Annotated in this window: 16 protein-coding genes; 8 read left to right on the top strand and 8 right to left on the bottom strand. The window is 64.4% G+C overall.

Translation table 11 applies throughout. From position 1 onward, the window contains the following. On the top strand, window positions 1-447 hold the full coding sequence (locus EDF56_RS04055) for a type II toxin-antitoxin system RatA family toxin (protein WP_132385415.1): 447 nt from the start codon (window positions 1-3) through the stop codon (window positions 445-447). A 92-nt stretch (window positions 448-539) separates the two neighbouring features. On the opposite strand, the gene EDF56_RS04050 is transcribed toward EDF56_RS04055, so the two are convergent. Genes EDF56_RS04050 through EDF56_RS04040 form a run of 3 tightly spaced genes read right to left on the bottom strand, consistent with a single transcriptional unit; the run spans window position 540 to window position 2822 of the window. Then, a complete protein-coding gene (locus EDF56_RS04050; RefSeq protein ID WP_132385414.1) occupies window positions 540-1049 on the bottom strand; it encodes a CinA family protein in 510 nt (169 codons plus the stop codon). A gap of 1 nt (window position 1050) precedes the next feature. Next, window positions 1051-1626: a hypothetical protein gene (locus tag EDF56_RS04045; RefSeq protein ID WP_207904613.1), complete on the bottom strand. Its 576-nt coding sequence runs from the start codon at window positions 1624-1626 to the stop codon at window positions 1051-1053. Window positions 1627-1637: 11 nt separating this feature from the next. Beyond that, on the bottom strand, window positions 1638-2822 hold the full coding sequence (locus EDF56_RS04040) for a bifunctional 2-C-methyl-D-erythritol 4-phosphate cytidylyltransferase/2-C-methyl-D-erythritol 2,4-cyclodiphosphate synthase (RefSeq protein ID WP_132385413.1): 1185 nt from the start codon (window positions 2820-2822) through the stop codon (window positions 1638-1640). 117 nt (window positions 2823-2939) lie between these two features. Between EDF56_RS04040 and dusB the strand changes: the two genes are divergently transcribed. From dusB to hflX, 7 genes are all read left to right on the top strand, one after another. After that, a complete protein-coding gene (gene dusB, locus EDF56_RS04035; RefSeq protein WP_132385412.1) occupies window positions 2940-3983 on the top strand; it encodes a tRNA dihydrouridine synthase DusB in 1044 nt (347 codons plus the stop codon). Next, window positions 3980-5122, top strand: a complete 1143-nt coding sequence (locus EDF56_RS04030; RefSeq protein WP_132385411.1) for an ATP-binding protein — start codon at window positions 3980-3982, stop codon at window positions 5120-5122. The genes dusB and EDF56_RS04030 overlap by 4 nt, the downstream gene beginning before the upstream one ends. Further along, a complete protein-coding gene (locus tag EDF56_RS04025) occupies window positions 5119-6564 on the top strand; it encodes a sigma-54 dependent transcriptional regulator (protein WP_132385410.1) in 1446 nt (481 codons plus the stop codon). The genes EDF56_RS04030 and EDF56_RS04025 overlap by 4 nt, the downstream gene beginning before the upstream one ends. A 60-nt stretch (window positions 6565-6624) precedes the next feature. After that, a complete protein-coding gene (locus EDF56_RS04020) occupies window positions 6625-8856 on the top strand; it encodes an ATP-binding protein (RefSeq protein ID WP_132385409.1) in 2232 nt (743 codons plus the stop codon). A 52-nt stretch (window positions 8857-8908) separates the two neighbouring features. Further along, window positions 8909-10312 carry a sigma-54 dependent transcriptional regulator gene (locus EDF56_RS04015; protein ID WP_132385408.1) on the top strand — a complete coding sequence of 468 codons (1404 nt, stop codon included), beginning with the start codon at window positions 8909-8911 and terminating at the stop codon, window positions 10310-10312. 221 nt (window positions 10313-10533) lie between these two features. Further along, window positions 10534-11112 (top strand): RNA chaperone Hfq, encoded by a 579-nt coding sequence (hfq, locus tag EDF56_RS04010; protein ID WP_132385407.1) that lies wholly within the window; start codon window positions 10534-10536, stop codon window positions 11110-11112. A 19-nt stretch (window positions 11113-11131) separates the two neighbouring features. Further along, window positions 11132-12472 carry a GTPase HflX gene (gene hflX / locus EDF56_RS04005; RefSeq protein ID WP_207904612.1) on the top strand — a complete coding sequence of 447 codons (1341 nt, stop codon included), beginning with the start codon at window positions 11132-11134 and terminating at the stop codon, window positions 12470-12472. Here the strand turns inward: hflX and mazG are convergent. The 5 genes from mazG to metG all read right to left on the bottom strand — a co-directional run bounded on the left by mazG (window position 12449) and on the right by metG (window position 16687). Further along, window positions 12449-13234 carry a nucleoside triphosphate pyrophosphohydrolase gene (gene mazG / locus EDF56_RS04000; protein WP_132385405.1) on the bottom strand — a complete coding sequence of 262 codons (786 nt, stop codon included), beginning with the start codon at window positions 13232-13234 and terminating at the stop codon, window positions 12449-12451. The genes hflX and mazG overlap by 24 nt on opposite strands. Window positions 13235-13375: 141 nt before the next feature. After that, window positions 13376-13561, bottom strand: a complete 186-nt coding sequence (locus tag EDF56_RS03995) for a hypothetical protein (protein ID WP_132385404.1) — start codon at window positions 13559-13561, stop codon at window positions 13376-13378. Beyond that, on the bottom strand, window positions 13558-14337 hold the full coding sequence (locus EDF56_RS03990; RefSeq protein ID WP_132385403.1) for an MBL fold metallo-hydrolase: 780 nt from the start codon (window positions 14335-14337) through the stop codon (window positions 13558-13560). The genes EDF56_RS03995 and EDF56_RS03990 overlap by 4 nt, the downstream gene beginning before the upstream one ends. Then, window positions 14334-15122 carry a TatD family hydrolase gene (locus EDF56_RS03985; protein WP_132385402.1) on the bottom strand — a complete coding sequence of 263 codons (789 nt, stop codon included), beginning with the start codon at window positions 15120-15122 and terminating at the stop codon, window positions 14334-14336. The genes EDF56_RS03990 and EDF56_RS03985 overlap by 4 nt, the downstream gene beginning before the upstream one ends. Further along, window positions 15122-16687: a methionine--tRNA ligase gene (gene metG / locus EDF56_RS03980; RefSeq protein WP_132385401.1), complete on the bottom strand. Its 1566-nt coding sequence runs from the start codon at window positions 16685-16687 to the stop codon at window positions 15122-15124. Before metG ends, EDF56_RS03985 begins: the two co-directional genes overlap by 1 nt. Window positions 16688-16691: the final 4 nt, after the last annotated feature.

Raw genomic sequence — 16691 nt, 5'->3', positions numbered from 1 at the left:
GTGCCCGGAATCCATGAAGTCTACCGGCTGCCTTATAGCGCCGAACAGATGTTCGACCTCGTCGCCGACGTGGGTCGTTATCAGGAATTCCTGCCCTGGGTGGTGGCCACGCGCGTCAAGTCCGATACCGGGACCGAGATGATCGCGGACATGTTGGTGGGCTTCAAGGCGCTGCGGGAGAAGTTCACCTCACGCGTCGAGAAGGTCCGTCCGCGCGAGATCAAAGTACACTATGTCGATGGCCCGATGAAGGACCTCGACAACTGCTGGACCTTCCATCCGGTCGACGCGCATAGCTGCGACGTGGAGTTCGATGTGCGTTTCAGCTTCCGCAACGCCCTGTTCGAGAAGCTGGCCGGACAGTACTTCGACAAGGCTTTCCGTAAGATGGTCGCCGCCTTCGAAGCGCGGGCGCACGATCTCTACGGCGAACCGCAGACCAGCTGAGCGGCCTGCGGCCGCCCAGTTCGGTCAGTTTTCCCAGCGGCACCTAAAGTGACCCAAGGCGTACCTTGGGATCACCTAACCCGGTTTTGCAGTTACTCGCTGCCCGGCAGCAGCAGTTCGAGCGCGATGAGCGCGGCCTGATGCCGGATTTCGGCGCGGCCGGTGCCATCGAGCTGCTTTTGCTCCGCATTCACATCTTCCTCACCGCGCTCCGCACGGGCGAAGACCACGGTGCCGACCGGCTTGAACTCGCTGCCGCCATCGGGGCCGGCGATACCACTGATCGCCACGGCGACGTCGGCACGGCTGTGGGTGATCGCGCCTTGCGCCATCGCCCAGGCCGTCGCCGGGGAGACCGCGCCCAGCGTGTCGATGATGTCGGCGGGCACGCCGAGCTGTTCCTGCTTGGCCTCATTCGAATACGTGATGAACCCGCGATCGAGCACGGCGGAGGAGCCCGGCACTTCGGTCAGCGCGGCGCAGACGAGCCCGCCGGTGCAGCTTTCCGCCACGGCGACCTTGCGCCCGATCGCCTTGTTCTCGGTAATCACGCGCTCCGCGAGGTCATAGAGATCCTGCGGGAAGAGGAGGGTGTTCGGCATGTCAGTCCTTGCAAAGGGTCAGCCCGGCGATCCTGGCCTTGTCCCCGACATCGGCGGGGGCAATGTCCCGGGCCTTGGCGGTGGCTTCGACGATCAGGGCGATCAGTCCGGCAGTGTTCTCGGGCGGCAGGGGCGACAGCAGGTCGATCGCGAGATCGATGCGGTCGCATGATTTGAGCGGAAGGTTCTGCGAGACCAGCCCTTCGACAGTGATGTCGACGAGCGGGCGCAGCGAATCGTCAGGCAGGTTGCGTGCAAACTTGGCCACGTCCGCGCTCTGGCCTTCGCCGAGCTTGAGGAAGGCGGCCTTGGCTTCGGGCCAGTAGCGGCCCTTTTGCGAGGCGTAGCGGGCGACCAGTTCGTCGCTGTGCGTGCGCAGATAGGCATTGGCGGGCAGCACTTGCTGGCAGCGCTTGGACGTGCCCGATATGACTTGCGGGAGCGCGTAGCTGAACAGCGCTTGCGCCTCGCCCCGGGTCAGGCAGGTCGCTTCGGCGGCCTGCGCCATGCCGGGCACCAGCGCCATGACGGGCGCGAGCAGGGCCACAGTGAGCGACAGAATCTTGCGATGGGCCATGTTGAGCGCTCCTAGATCCGGACGAGGCTGACCGCCGCCTGCGCGGCAATGCCTTCGGCTCGTCCGGTGAAACCCAGTTTCTCGGTAGTGGTTGCCTTGACGCTGATCGCGGCAATGTCTGCACCGAGGATTTCCGCGAGTCTTGCGCGCATGGCCTGCCGGTGCGGCCCGATCTTGGGCGCCTCGCAGATGATCGTCACGTCGGCATTGGCGAGCATGTAGCCGGCCTCGCCCACCAGTTTTCCGGCATGCGCCAGAAAGCGGTCGGACGCGGCGCCTTTCCATTGCGGATCGCTCGGCGGGAAGTGCTGGCCGATGTCACCCGCGCCGATTGCGCCCAGCAGCGCATCGACGAGAGCATGGATGGCCACGTCCGCGTCGCTGTGGCCGGAGAGGCCGCGCGTATGCTCGATCTTCACGCCGCAAAGCCAGAGTTCCTCACCCGCTTCGAGGCGGTGGACGTCATAGCCGGTGCCGACGCGGATCGGCGGCGTGGATGGGGTGAAGTCGGCGGCGAAAGTCAGCTTGTGCAAGGCTTCGTCTCCTTCGACGAGCGCGATTTCGAGACCGCCCGCCTGTGCGACCTGGGCATCGTCCCCGGCGGTGGCGGGGCCTTCCCACGCGCGGTGAGCGGCGAGGATCCCGGCGAATCGGAAGGCCTGAGGGGTCTGCACCCGCCGCAAGGCTTCGCGCCGGGCCGGGGCGCCCATCGTTTCGCCGCTATCGCCGCATTCGGCATGGGCAAGGCTGTCGACCACCGGCAGTACCGGGATCGCACCGTCATGATGTCCGAGCGCGGCGGTCAGCCGGTCGATGACGGCAGCGGGCAGGATCGGACGGGCGGCGTCGTGGATGAGCACGAGGTGGGGCGCGGAACCGGCCAGAACTTCAAGGCCGAGTCGCACCGATTCCTGCCGCGAGGCACCGCCCGTCGTAAGCTGGATGTCCTTGATCCCGGCGAGAATTTCGCGAACCAGCGCATCGGCGCCTTCGGGGATAGCCACCACGATCGGCGCAACGCCTGCGCCGCTGAGCGCCTCGACCGAATGGCGAAGCACCGGCTTGCCGCGCCAGAGCGCGAACTGCTTGGGCAAAGGCTGCCCGGCCCGCAGGCCCTGACCGGCGGCAACGACGATCGCTGCCACCTTTTGCCCGTCTTCAGTTCGCTGATGCGGAATTGTCTGGTCGTGCGACATTGTGCTCGCCGGTAATCGCTTGCCGTCGCGAGGGCAATCCACTATGCGCTGCCTGTTTTTTAGGCACGCTGCGTTTTCAGGGCACGTGACATTTTTAAGGCAATTTCGAGCTCGCTTATGAACGAACTTCCCACGCCACCGGCAGTCACGCCGATCGAGGTCGGACCGGTAAGGATCGACTGCCCGGTCGTGCTCGCGCCGATGACGGGGGTTTCGGACCTGCCGTTCCGGCGCATGGTCCGTAGCTTCGGTTCGGGCCTCAATGTCACCGAGATGATCGCCAGTCCGGCCGCCATCCGTGAGACTCGCGTTTCGCTTCAGAAGGCGATGTGGGATCCGGTAGAAGACCCGGTTTCGATGCAGCTTGTCGGTTGCGATCCGGAACAGATGGGCGAGGCGGCCAAGCTGGTCGAGGATCGCGGCGCGGCCATTATCGACATCAACATGGGCTGCCCGGTACGCAAGGTCGTCAACGGCGATGCCGGCTCGGCGCTGATGCGCGACGTGCCGCTGGCGACGCGCCTGATCGAGGCCACGGTCAAGGCCGTGAAAGTGCCCGTCACCGTCAAGATGCGCATGGGCTGGTGTCATGACAGCCTGAACGCCCCGGAACTCGCACGCATTGCCGAGGATCTGGGCGCGAAGATGATTACCGTGCACGGCCGCACCCGCAACCAGATGTACAAGGGCTCTGCCGACTGGAGCTTCGTGCGCAAGGTGAAGGACGCGGTTTCGATCCCCGTCATCGTCAACGGCGACATTTGCGAGATTGGCGATGCCGCCAAGGCGCTAGACCAATCCGGCGCGGACGGGCTGATGATCGGGCGCGGTGCCTATGGCAAGCCCTGGGCCCTTGCGCAGGTCATGCAGTGGTGGCGCGGCAACGGCCTGCTTGCGGAGCCCGGCTTCGGCGCGCAGTACGAGATCATCCGCGAACATTACGAAGAGATGCTCTCCCACTACGGCCGCGAAACCGGCGTGAAGATGGCGCGCAAGCATCTTGGTTGGTACGTAAAGGGCATCAAGGGATCGGCCGAGTTCCGCAACCGCGTGAACTTCGTCGACGATCCCGACGTGGTTCTGGCCATGCTGGCCGAATTCTATGCGCCATTCCGGGATGAGCCGCGCGAGGCGAACGTCCTGCAACGCCAGGCCGCATGAACCTCGCGCCGGTCAATGCACGACCGGATGTCGGGCGGCTCATGGCCAGCCTGCCGCTCGCCGTTGTCGTGCTTGAACCCGGCCTCAGGATCGCGTCGCTCAACCCGGCGGCGGAGCAGTTCTTCGGGCAGTCGCTGCGGCGTCTTACCGGTAGTCCGCTGCGCGATGTGATGACGGTGCCTGACGGGCGTCTGCTGGAGCGGCTCGACGATTACGAGACGCCTGTTTCCGCGCGCGAGGTCACAGTCTCGATCCGGGGGCGCGGCGTGCGGCGGATCGACGTGAACGTCGCGCCGGTTGCCGATACGCCGGGCTGGCAGGTGCTGACGATCCACGACAACAGCGCGACCGAGGCCATGGGCGACGATTCGGGAAGTGCGGACAATGCTGTCCTGCGCGGTCCCGAGATCATGGCGCATGAGATCAAGAACCCGCTGGCGGCCATTCGCGGTGCCGCGCAGCTGCTTTCGCGCCATGCGGGTGAGCGGGACATTGCGCTTACTGAGCTGATCACGTCCGAAGTCGACCGCATAGCCAATCTGATCGAGCGCATGCAGAAGCTGTCGCGCCGGACCACGCCGCCGGTCGAACCCTGCAACCTGCACGAGGCCGCGCGCCGCGCGATCGACGTGATTGCGACGGCGCATGAAAGCACGGCCCGTAAAAACACGGCAACGGCCGTGCGCATCGTCGAGGAATTCGATCCTTCGCTGCCCGCCGTTCTCGGCAGTTCAGACGCGCTGGCGCAAGTGATCATCAACCTCGTTTCCAATGCGCGCGAGGCCTGTCAGGGCGAGGCAGAGCCCCGCGTGGTGATCCGCACGCGCTTTGCCAGCGGCCTTCAGCTTCACACCACCGATTCGGGCGAGCCTGTGCGGCTTCCCGTCGAGCTGCGCGTCACCGACAACGGCCCCGGCGTCGATGCAGCAATGCGCGATCATATCTTCGAGCCCTTCGTCACCACCAAGAAGGCGGGACAGGGGCTTGGCCTGCCGCTGGTGCGTAAACTCGTTCGCGACATGAACGGGCGCATCACGCACGAGCGCGACGACGAGGCGGGGCTCACGCATTTCCGCGTGCACCTGCCGCTGGCGCGCGAAACGCGCGGGCGGGCAAGCAGGAGGAAGGTCGCGCCATGAGTGTTCTGCTGGTCGAGGACGACGTCTCGATCGCCATCGTCATTACCGCTGCGCTTGAGGCGGAGGGGTTCTCCGTCGTCCATTGCCAGACCATCGCCGAGCGCGACCAGATGCTGGAAGATGGCTGCTTCGACGCGCTGGTCACCGATGTCATGCTGCCTGACGGCGACGGTATCGAGACGATCGGCCGCGTGCGCGATGCCCATCCGATGATGCCGATCATCATCCTCTCCGCACAGAACACGCTCGATACCGCCGTGCGGGCGAGCGATACCGGCGCCTTCGAATACTTCCCGAAGCCCTTCGACATCGACGAACTGGCGCGCACGGTCCGCCAGGCGGCGGGAGCGGGGAAGGGGCTTTCCCCGGCAGGCGACGAGCCGCTGGGCGACGGGTTGCCGCTGGTCGGCCGCAGTGTCGCCATGCAGTCCGTGTTCCGGATGATTACGCGGGTGCTGCGCAATGATCTGACCGTGCTGATCTTGGGCGAATCGGGGACCGGCAAGGAACTCGTTGCCGAGGCGATTCACAATCTGGGCCACCGCCGGGGTGGGCCGTTCATTGCCGTCAACACTGCCGCGATCCCTGCCGATCTCATTGAAAGCGAGCTTTTCGGCCACGAAAAGGGCGCCTTCACCGGCGCTGTCGCGCGTCATGTCGGCAAGTTCGAGCAGGCTTCGGGCGGTACGCTGTTCCTCGACGAGATCGGCGACATGCCGATGCAGGCGCAGACCCGGCTGCTGCGCGCGCTCCAGTCGGGGACCGTGCGGCGCGTGGGCGGGCGCGAGGAAGTGCGGCTCGATGTCCGCATCGTAGCGGCCACCAACAAGGATCTCGAACCCGAGATCGCCGCCGGGCGCTTCCGCGAGGATCTCTATTACCGCCTCAATGTCGTCCCGATCCACATGCCGCCGCTGCGCGAGCGGCGGGACGACATCGACGTGCTGGCTCGCCATTTTCTCCAGCTTGCCGCTGGGGAAGGGCTGCCGCGCCGCCAGCTCAGCCCGGAGGCGGCGCAATTGCTGGCGCGGCAGGCGTGGCGCGGGAATGTCCGCGAACTCAAGAACTTCATCTACCGCCTCGCGCTGCTCGCGCGTGAGGACCTGATCGATACCGAGAGCGTGCAGGCTCTGCTCGTGCCCGAAGGCGCCGTCCCGGCCAATGGCTCCGGCCATGCACCGGACGACTGGAGCGGTACGGACAGCGGCGACGGAATCGCCGGTGCCGTGTCGCGCTGGCTCGCGGCGGAGCGGCCCGCGAGCGGAACGATCTACGAAGCCGCCGTGGCGGCTTTTGAGCGTCCGCTGTTTTCGGAAGTGTTGCGCGAAACGGGTGGCAACCAGCTGCGCGCTGCGCAGGCATTGGGCATAAATCGCAACACCTTGCGCAAGCGCCTCAGCGAACTCGCGCTCGATCCTGAGGAATTCACCCGTCGTTCATGATCCAGCCTTGATGGATTTGCTCTTGCAAACCGGCAACACTAGCGTTGTAACTTGGCCACGATGAGCGAAATCAAGGTCCGCAAGCGCGCTTGGCCGCGTTGGTGGCGGCGTGTCCAGATTGCGGCGCGCCGGGCGAACTTCTTTGCCGTGATGGAAGTGGTCTCGGTCCTCGCCTTCCTGCTCGGCATGACGGCGGCGACCTGGATGGCGCTGGACAACGGGGACGACAAGCGCGCCCTGTTGCCGTCCAATCTCACGGCCACGCTGCTGATCGCAACGCTGGTTCCGGCCATGGCGATCCTCGTGCTGTTCGGGCGCCGCATCGCCCTGCGCCGCGCGGCAGAACACATTGGCGGCACCGGGCAGATGCACGTCCGCATGGTGTTCATCTTCTCGCTGATCGCCGCGGTGCCGACGCTGCTGGTGGTGGTCTTCGCCTCGTGGCTGTTCCAGTCCGGCGTCGAGTTCTGGTTCTCCGATTCCTCGCGCGGGCTGCTGGAAAACGCCAACAAGCTGGCACGTGGCTATTATGAGCAGACGCAGCGCGACGTAGGCTACGAATCGGTCGCCATGGCGCAGGACACGCGCGTCATGCTGGGCGAATATCCGGTCGCGAGCCGCGAATTTCAGGCCTTCTTTGCCGATCAGGTGTTCCGCCGGAACCTTTCCGTCGCCGCGCTGATCCAGGTGGCTGGAGACGGCAGCCAGCGGACGCCCATCATTGTCGATCCGGATGGAAAGTCCGATTCCAAGCGGATCGGGCAGGACGTGCAGCAGCGGCTCCAGAAGGGCGAGCCCTATGTCGTGACCACCGATGCAAACCGGATCGTCGCGGCCGTGCCGATCGAGCGGCAGTCCGGCGTCTATCTCTATGCCGCCCGAAGCAACGACCTGCTGGCGCTGAGTCAGGGCCAACGGGCGGAGAACGCGGAAAATATCGTTCAGGCCTACGAGGTGCTGACCAGTCGCGCCCGGGTGTTGCAATTACGCTTCAACATCGCGCTGTTCATCGCTTCGCTGGCGCTGGTCGGACTGGCGGTGTGGGTCGCGCTGCGGTTCGCGGACCGGCAGGTCAAACCGCTCTACGAACTGGTCGACGCCGCGCGGACCGTGGGCAGCGGCAACTTCGCGTTGCGGCTTGAAGGACGCACCGGCACGGACGAGATCGGCCTGCTCAATCGTGCCTTCAACCGCATGACGGCGCAGCTGGAGAAGCAGACCCAGGCGCTGCTGGGGGCCAATCGCCAGCTTCACGAACGCCGCGTGTTTATCGAGGCGGTGCTCGAATCGGTGACCTCGGGGATCATCTCGGTCGACAACCAGCGGCGGATCCTGCTGATGAACAGCACCGCCCTGAAGCTGCTGACCGATCTTCCGCAGGCGCCCGAAGACTTGCCGCTGGACGATCTTGCGCCGCAGTTCGCCGCGCTGATCGACCAGAGCAGTTCGGGCGGGCTCGTCCAGTATCACCGCAAGGGCGATCTGCTGACTTTCGCTGTGAAGGTGACCCGCGATGCCACCGGCCACGTGCTCACGTTCGAGGATATCACGCGGCAATTGCTCGACCAGCGCACTGCTGCATGGTCGGACGTGGCGCGCCGCATCGCGCATGAGATCAAGAACCCGCTGACCCCGATCCAACTGGCGACCGAACGCCTCAGCCGCCGCTATCGCAAGCAGATCATCGACGATCCCGAACTGTTCGAAGACCTTACCCGCACGATCATCCGGCAGGTGGGCGAGCTTCGCAAGATGGTGGACGAGTTCTCCTCGTTCGCGCGTTTGCCCAAGCCGGTGTTCCGCAACGAGGATCCGGTCGCGCTGACGCGGCAGGCCCTGTTCCTGCAGGAAGTGGCCCGGCCCGACATCAATTTCCGCTTCACCAGCGATCCCGACATCGGCAGCATCGATTGCGATCGCCACCAGTTCGGGCAGGCGATGACCAACGTGCTCAAGAACGCGGTGGAGGCGATCGAGGCCAAGGCCAAGGATGCGCCGGAAGGCTATCACGGAACTATTGCCGTCGGGGTCGATGCACTGCCCGAAGCGATCCTCGTGCGCGTGGCTGATAACGGCATCGGCCTCACGCAGGATCGTGAGCGGATCATCGAACCCTATGTCACCACGCGCGAAAAGGGCACCGGCCTCGGCCTCGCGATCGTCAACAAGATCATCGAGGAGCACGGCGGCGAAATGCAGTTCCTGCCGACGCCGGGCGGCGGCACCACGGTAACCATGCGCTTCGCCATCGATCCCACGGCGCAAGCACGCAAGGCGGAGGCCGCCGAATGAAATCGGCACGCCGCCCGCATTCCCATCCATTCAAGTCCAAGAAGATAGTGTCATGGCCCTCGAAATCCTGATCGTCGACGACGAGCGCGACATCCGCGAACTGGTCGCGGGTGTGCTGAGCGACGAAGGCTATGAATGCCGCACCGCCGGTGACAGCGAAGCGGCACTGGCCGCGATCGACGCCCGCCGCCCGTCGCTGGTACTGCTCGATGTCTGGCTTCACGGCAGCCCGATGGACGGTCTGGAAGTGCTCGATGCGATCAAGGCGCGCGAACCGGGCTTGCCGGTCATTATTTTCTCGGGCCACGGCAACATCGACACGGCCGTCGCCGCGATCAGCCGGGGCGCGGTGGACTTCATCGAGAAGCCCTTCGAAGCCGAAAAGCTGCTTCACCTCGTCGGCCGTGCCACCGAGACCGAGCGCCTGCGCCGCGAAAATGCCCAGCTCCGCTCCGACTTCACCATGGGGGAGGAGTTCACCGGTTCGAGCGGCTCGATCAACCAGGTGCGCGCGACGCTCAAGCGTGTCGCCAACACCGGCAGCCGCCTACTGATCACCGGACCGGCCGGTTCGGGCAAGGAAGTGGCGGCACGCCTGCTTCACGCCTGGAGCGCGCGGGCGGACAGCGCCTTCGTCAGCGTCAATTCGGCACGCATCACGCCCGAGCGCTTCGAACAGGAACTGTTCGGCGAAGAGAGCGAGGGCTCGCTGATCCGCCCCGGCCTGCTGGAAATGGCCGACGGCGGAACGCTCTATTTCGATGAAGTGGCGGATATGCCGCTTTCGACACAGGCGCGCATCCTGCGCGTGCTGACCGATCAGGCCTTCGTGCGGGTGGGCGGCACCCGCCAGATCCGCGTCGACGTGCGCGTGGTTTCCTCCACTTCGCGCGATCTCGAAAAGGAAATCATCGAGCGCCGGTTCCGTGAGGACTTGTTCTACCGCCTCAACGTGGTCCCGGTCTCGATCCCGGCGCTGCGCGAACGCCGGGACGACATTCCCTCTCTGATCGATCATTTCTTCGCGCGCTATGCCAACGAGCAGGGCGTTTCGCCGCCGCAAGTGAGCGCTGAGGCCATGACCGCGCTTCAGGCCTACGAGTGGCCGGGCAACGTTCGTCAGCTGCGCAACGTGGTCGAGCGGACAGTCATCATGGCCCCGCGCGAGAAGCTCGCCCGGATCGAGGTGGACATGCTGCCGCCCGAAATCTTCAGCAACCGGGCCGGCGGCGAGGCGGGCATCTCGGTGATGATGAGCGCGCCGCTGCGCGAGGCTCGCGAAAGCTTTGAGCGGGAATATCTGCGGCTGCAAATCCGGCGCTTTTCGGGCAATATCTCCAAGACCGCCTCATTCATCGGCATGGAGCGCTCGGCCCTTCACCGCAAGCTCAAGCTGCTCGGCATGGCCGAGCGGCGCGAGGGCGAAGGTGAGGGCGAGGTGGACGACGAAATCTGATCGCGACGGGCCTGCGAGAGGTTTACTGACAGGGGGAGGAGAGGGGAGCTAGCTCGGAATTTCCCATTCCTTTCCGATCGTGTCATTGTACTGCTACATTTTTCGCGTTTACTGCATTGCAGCAAGTCGATAGGTTTCGATTCGCAAAAACGGCCTCTACCCCCCGGAAGAGGCCAGATCGCGGCCCGCAAAAAGCGGGGCGCCAAAAAAAGGAGCAAGATATGGCTGGCCGCACGCTTACCGCGCGTCCTCGTCCCACCCCGGCCCCCGGCGATGAAACGCCTGAGGCGCCGGTTCCCGTTGCAGCCGGAACCTCGGCAGGCAAGGGGCAGAACCTTCAGGACCAGTTCCTGAACCTCCTGCGCAAGAACAAGACCCCGGTCACCATGTTCCTCGTCAAGGGCGTGAAGCTCCAGGGCATCGTGACCTGGTTCGACAACTTCTCGATCCTGCTCCGCCGCGACGGTCAGTCGCAGCTCGTCTACAAGCACGCGATCTCGACGATCATGCCGTCGACGCCGATCGACGCGCGCCAGTTCTCGAACGGTGCGGAAAGCTCCAAGAAGACCCGCGTACTGCAGGACGTGTTCCTCTCCAGCATCCGCAATGCCGGCGTTCAGGTGACGATGTTCCTGATCAACGGCGTCATGCTTCAGGGCCGCGTGGCGGCATATGACCTGTTCTGCATGCTGCTGGAACGCGAAGGCTACGTTCAGTTGGCCTACAAGCATGCGGTTTCGACGATTCAGCCCGTGACTCCTGTCGATCTTCAGGCGCATGAAGAAGCCGACGAAGACTGACGAGAAAAGCTGAACCGATTTGAACGATGAACTGAAGGGTGAGGTCACGCGCGGCGCGCGTGCCCTCGTCGCATATCCGCAAATGCGGGGTCGATCTGACCTCGATCCCGAAGCCCGGCTTGAAGAGGCAAAGGGCCTTGCCCACGCGATCGGCCTTGTTGTGGCCGAAGCCATGGCCATTCCGATCCGCGAACCCCGTGCCGGCACGCTGTTCGGTGAAGGCCAGATCCAGAATATCGGCGTTGCCTGCGAGCTGAACGAGGCCGAACTGGTTATCGTCGACGGTTCGCTGTCGGCAATCCAGCAGCGCAATCTGGAGGAAAAGCTCAAGCGCAAGGTCATCGACCGCACCGGGCTGATCCTTGAGATCTTCGGCGAACGGGCGGCCACGGCCGAGGGCCGTTTGCAGGTCGAACTCGCGCATCTCGATTATCAGGCCGGCCGCCTCGTGCGCAGTTGGACCCACCTTGAGCGTCAGCGCGGCGGCTTCGGCTTCCTTGGCGGCCCGGGTGAAACGCAGATCGAGGCCGACCGCCGGATGATCCGCGACCGGATGAGCAAGATCCGCCGCGAACTGGAGCAAGTGCGCCGCACGCGCGGCCTCCACCGTGACCGGCGCGAGAAGGCACCTTGGCCAGTGGTGGCGCTCGTAGGCTATACGAACGCCGGAAAGTCTACGCTTTTCAATTACTTGACGGGTGCCGAAGTGATGGCGCAGGATCTCCTGTTCGCCACGCTCGATCCCACCATGCGGGCGATCCGCCTGCCGGGCGTCGAAAAGGCGATCCTTTCGGACACCGTGGGCTTCATCTCGGACCTGCCGACCCAGCTCGTCGCGGCTTTCCGCGCGACGCTGGAGGAAGTGACCGCGGCGGACCTCATTCTCCACGTTCGCGATATCGCCAATCCCGATACCGAGGCGCAGAAGCGGCAGGTGCTGGACGTGCTGGCCGACTTGGGCGTGCTCGGTACCGGCGAGGAGACGGCGGACGACGAGGACGTCGTGCCCGCGATCCCGATGATCGAGGTCTGGAACAAGTGGGACCTGCTGGACGCGGAGCAGGCCGCCGAACTCAATGAGACCATCGCGCAGCGCAAGGGCGAGACGATCGCGCCGATCTCCGCATTGACCGGTCTGGGCTGTGACGCGCTGCTCGAAACCGTCGGCCTGGCGCTGACCGAGGATTCGAAGCTCTACACTTTCGTCCTGCCCGCCGCAGATGGCCAACGCATGGCATTCCTCCACGCACGCGGCGAAGTCGTGTCCGAGGAGGATGCGGGCGAGGGTGAGGAGGGGCCTCTGCTGCGTTTGCAGGTCCGCCTGTCCGAGCGCGAACTAGGCCGTTTCGGCGCGCTCTGACGCCTTGACGGCCTGCCAATAGCCTTCCTGCTCATCGAGTGAGAGCGCCGCAAAATCCCGGCCGTCTGTGGTGGCAAAAGCCTCCATCGCCCGGAAGCGGCGCTCGAACTTGGCATTGGCGGCGCGCAGGGCGTCCTCGGGCGCAATGCCGTTTAGGCGGACGAGATTGACGGCGGCGAACAGGAGGTCGCCGGCTTCTTCCAGCTTTTCGGCGTCGGAGGCTTCGGCCAGTTCACCCATTTCCTCGGTCAACTTCTCGGCCGCACCGCTGGGGTCGGGCCAGTCGAAGCCGACGCGTGCGGCGCGCTTCTGAAGCTTCTCGGCGCGCATGAGGGCGGGCAGCGAGATGGCCACGCCGTCTATGGCGCTGGTTGCGCCTTTGTCCGCGCGTTCCTGGGCCTTGAGCTTTTCCCAGCGCTCTGTCTGGGCGTCGCCCGATGTTTCATCACCAAAGATGTGCGGGTGGCGCGCCTCCAGCTTGTCCGAAATGGCTGCTGCGACGTCCGCGAAAGCGAAGTGCCCGAGTTCCTCGGCCATGCGGGCGTGAAACACGACCTGAAGCAGCAGATCACCGAGTTCGCCGCGCAAGTCGGCCAGATCGTCACGGGCGATGGCGTCGGCGACTTCGTAGGCCTCCTCGATCGTATAGGGGGCGATGGTCGAGAAATCCTGCTCGCGGTCCCATTCGCAGCCCGAAACCGGGTCGCGCAGCTGCGCCATGATGCCGAGAAGGCGGTCGATCTGATGATGGTGCTGGGTCATGTCGAGCACACCTATAGCGGCGGCTTTCGGGGAGCGCACGCTTGCAGTGAGGGTCCTCGCGGAAGTCCGGTCAGGATGCAGTGATAATATGTATTATGTTAAATAAGGGGTGGCTTGGAGGTGCCCCGTCAGTGGCGCCGATCACTGGCGAGTGTGCAGACCGAGCATCTGGATCAGCATCACCAGTCCAATGATGATCACGGCCCAGATCAGCGCGAGCTTGAGCCCCTTGGAAAATCCCAGCTGCCGAAACCGCGAATTGCTCGTAACCAGAATGAGCGCGCAAACGACCGAAATGACCCCGACGATCGTTGCTGCATTGCTCATGGTTCGATCACCATCCCGTCATAGCCGACCAGCACATTGTCCGGCACTTCGCCGCTCAGTGTGGCATAGTCCATGGACTTGTCGAGATGCGTGAGCACGGCCTTGCCGACCCGGCAGACGGAAGCCAGTTCCAGCGCCATGCCGAGGTGCGCATGCGTCGGATGCGGTTCGCGGCGGAGGCAATCGACCACGAGCAAATCCGCGCCGTAGCACAAGTCGATCATGCCTCTTGTGATTTCGCTGAAATCTGTCGCGTAAACGACTGATTTTCCGTCGCAATCGAAGCGGAATGCGGTCGATTCCGCTGGTCCGTGCGGCATCTGCACGTGATCGACACGGAAGCCTTCGCAAAGGCGCAGAGTGTCGAGATTGTCCAGGCTGACCAGCGTCGGATAGCCGAACTGCCCCGCGAAAACGTAGCCGAAGCGCTGGCGCAGGCGGCGGACGGTTTCCGAGTTGGCGAAGCCCGGGATCGGACCGGCGCGGCCATAGCGCAGCGGACGCATGTCATCGATGCCGTGGCAGTGGTCCGCGTGATCGTGGGTCCAGAACACCGCGTCGATGCGGTGAATGTCATTGGCGAGCAACTGCGCGCGCAAGTCCGTCGAGGTGTCGACGAGAATGCGGTTGCCGGCATCGCTTTCGAGCAGGATCGAGACGCGCGTGCGGCGGTTTTTCGGCTCGTCGGGATCGCAAAGGCCCCAATCCGCGCCGAATTCGCCGCCGAGGCGCGGCACGCCGGTCGACGTGCCACTGCCGAGCATCACGACTTTCACGCGACTGCCTTTCGGTCCGCCTTGGTGAAGAGCGCGAAGAAGTTGCGCGACGTAACTTCTCCAAGCTGCTCGGCGCTTACACCGCGCAGATCTGCCACGAAGCGCGCGGTGTCGGCGGTATGGGCCGGCTCGCAGCGCTTGCCGCGATGCGGGACTGGCGCGAGGAACGGCGAGTCGGTTTCGACCAGCAGTCGATCCTCGGGAACGATCTTCACAACCTCTTGCAAGTCCTTGGCATTCTTGAAGGTTACGATGCCGGAGATCGAGATCGTGAGGCCAAGAGCCAGGACTTTGGCGCCGAAATCGGCGCTGGCGGTGAAGCAGTGGATCAGCGCCGGGAAGGCCCCCTTCCCCATCTCGTCCTCAAGGATGCGGAACGTATCCTCTTCCGCATCGCGGGTATGGATGATCAGCGGGAGCCCGGTTTCGCGCGAGACCCGGATGTGGGTGCGAAACAGCGCTTGCTGCACGTCCCGGTCCGACTTGTCGTAATAGTAGTCGAGGCCGGTCTCGCCGATGGCGATGACCTTGGGGTGCCGCGTCGCTTCGAGCAGCACGGCTTCGCCAAGGTCGGCATGCTGGTCCGCTTCATGCGGATGAATGCCGACCGAGGCCCAGACGTCCGGAATGCGCGCGGCCGTGCCGACCACGCGGTCCCATTCGCTCTGCCGCGTCGAGATATTGAGGAAGCCCTTGATCCCGGCTGCACGCGCGCGGTCGAGCACGCCCTGCTGGTCTTCGACAAGGCCTTCATATTCGAGATGGCAGTGCGAATCGATAAACATCAGGTGGTTGCTTCCGTTTCCTCGGGAAGTTCGAGACGCGGGAATACGCCTTGCGGCTTGTCGACCTTATAGCCGCTGGCGGCAAGAGTTGCGAACCAATCGGCGTCTTCCAACGCGGCATAGGTGCGCGCATCGGCAGCGATGCCCATCTGATCGAGCAGTGCGTCGATCGCGGTCGGCACGACGGGTCGGACCGCGATGGCAAGGTCGCGCACGACGCGGAACAGCGTCATCAGCACGGCTTCCATGCGCTCGGGATCGGACTTGCGCAGGGCCCAGGGCGCCTGCTCATCGACGTACTGGTTGCAGGCGAAGACGGCGCGCATCCAGGCTTCGAGGCCGTCGCTGAAGGCGAGATCGGTGAAGCCCTTTCGCAGGCCGGCAATGCCCTCGGCAACCGCCGCGAAGAGGGCCTTGTCTGCCTCGCCATCTTCGTAATCGGCCTTGATAGTGCCATCCATGTTCTTGAAAATCATGGAAAGACTGCGTTGGGCAAGATTGCCGAAACTGTTCGCCAGTTCGGCATTGGCGCGCGTCACGATCGCTTCCGGCGACCACGAACCATCCTGCCCGAAAGCCACTTCGCGCAGCAGGAAGTACCGCACGGCATCGACGCCGAAGGTTTCGGCAAGCGCGATCGGATCGGTGACGTTGCCGAGCGACTTCGATTCCTTCTGCCCGCGATTGAGCAGGAAGCCGTGGCCGTAGACCTGCTTCGGCAGCGGCAGACCGGCGCTCATCAGGAAGGCAGGCCAGTAGACCGTGTGGAAGCGAACGATATCCTTGCCGATCAGGTGCAGATCGGCGGGCCAGTATTTCGCGTAATCGCCGCTCTCGTCGGGGAAGCCGAGGCCGGTGATATAGTTGGTCAGCGCGTCGACCCACACGTACATGACGTGGATGTCGCTGCCGGGCACCTTGATGCCCCAGTCGAAGCTCGTGCGCGAAACCGAAAGGTCGCGCAGGCCGCCTTCGACGAAGCGCTGGATTTCGTTCCGGCGCGTCTCCGGGCGGATGAAGTCGCCCGAATTGTAGAGTTCGAGCAGCTTGTCCTGATATTTCGACAGGCGGAAGAACCACGATTCCTCGACAGTCCATTCGACCGGCGTGCCTTGCGGAGAGAGCTTGGCGCCCTCCTCGCCTGCCACCAGCTCGGACTCGTCGTAGTAAGCCTCGTCGCGGACCGAGTACCAGCCCTCGTAACGGTCGAGATAGAGGTCGCCGTTGGCTTCCATCCGCCGCCACAGTTCCTGCGTCGCAGCATGGTGGCGCGGCTCGGTCGTGCGGATGAATACATCGTAATCGATGTTAAGAGCGGCGCACATGTCAATGAAATGCTGCGACATTTCCGTCGCCAGCTCGCTCGGCGTGATGCCCAGATCGCGCGCCTTCTGCGCCATCTTCAGGCCGTGTTCGTCGGTTCCGGTCTGGAACCGCACGTCGAAGCCTTCCGCCTTGCGGTGGCGGGCGATGACGTCGGCGGCAATGGCCTCGTAGGCATGGCCGATATGCGGCTTGCCGTTGGGATACGAGATGGCGGTGGTGACGTAATAAGGCTCGGCCATGCGG

The sequence above is a fragment of the Novosphingobium sp. PhB165 genome (genome assembly GCF_004341845.1).
Lineage (GTDB): Bacteria > Pseudomonadota > Alphaproteobacteria > Sphingomonadales > Sphingomonadaceae > Novosphingobium.
Note: the sequence above shows the minus strand (reverse complement) of the source record. Positions and strands in the feature narration are given on the sequence as shown.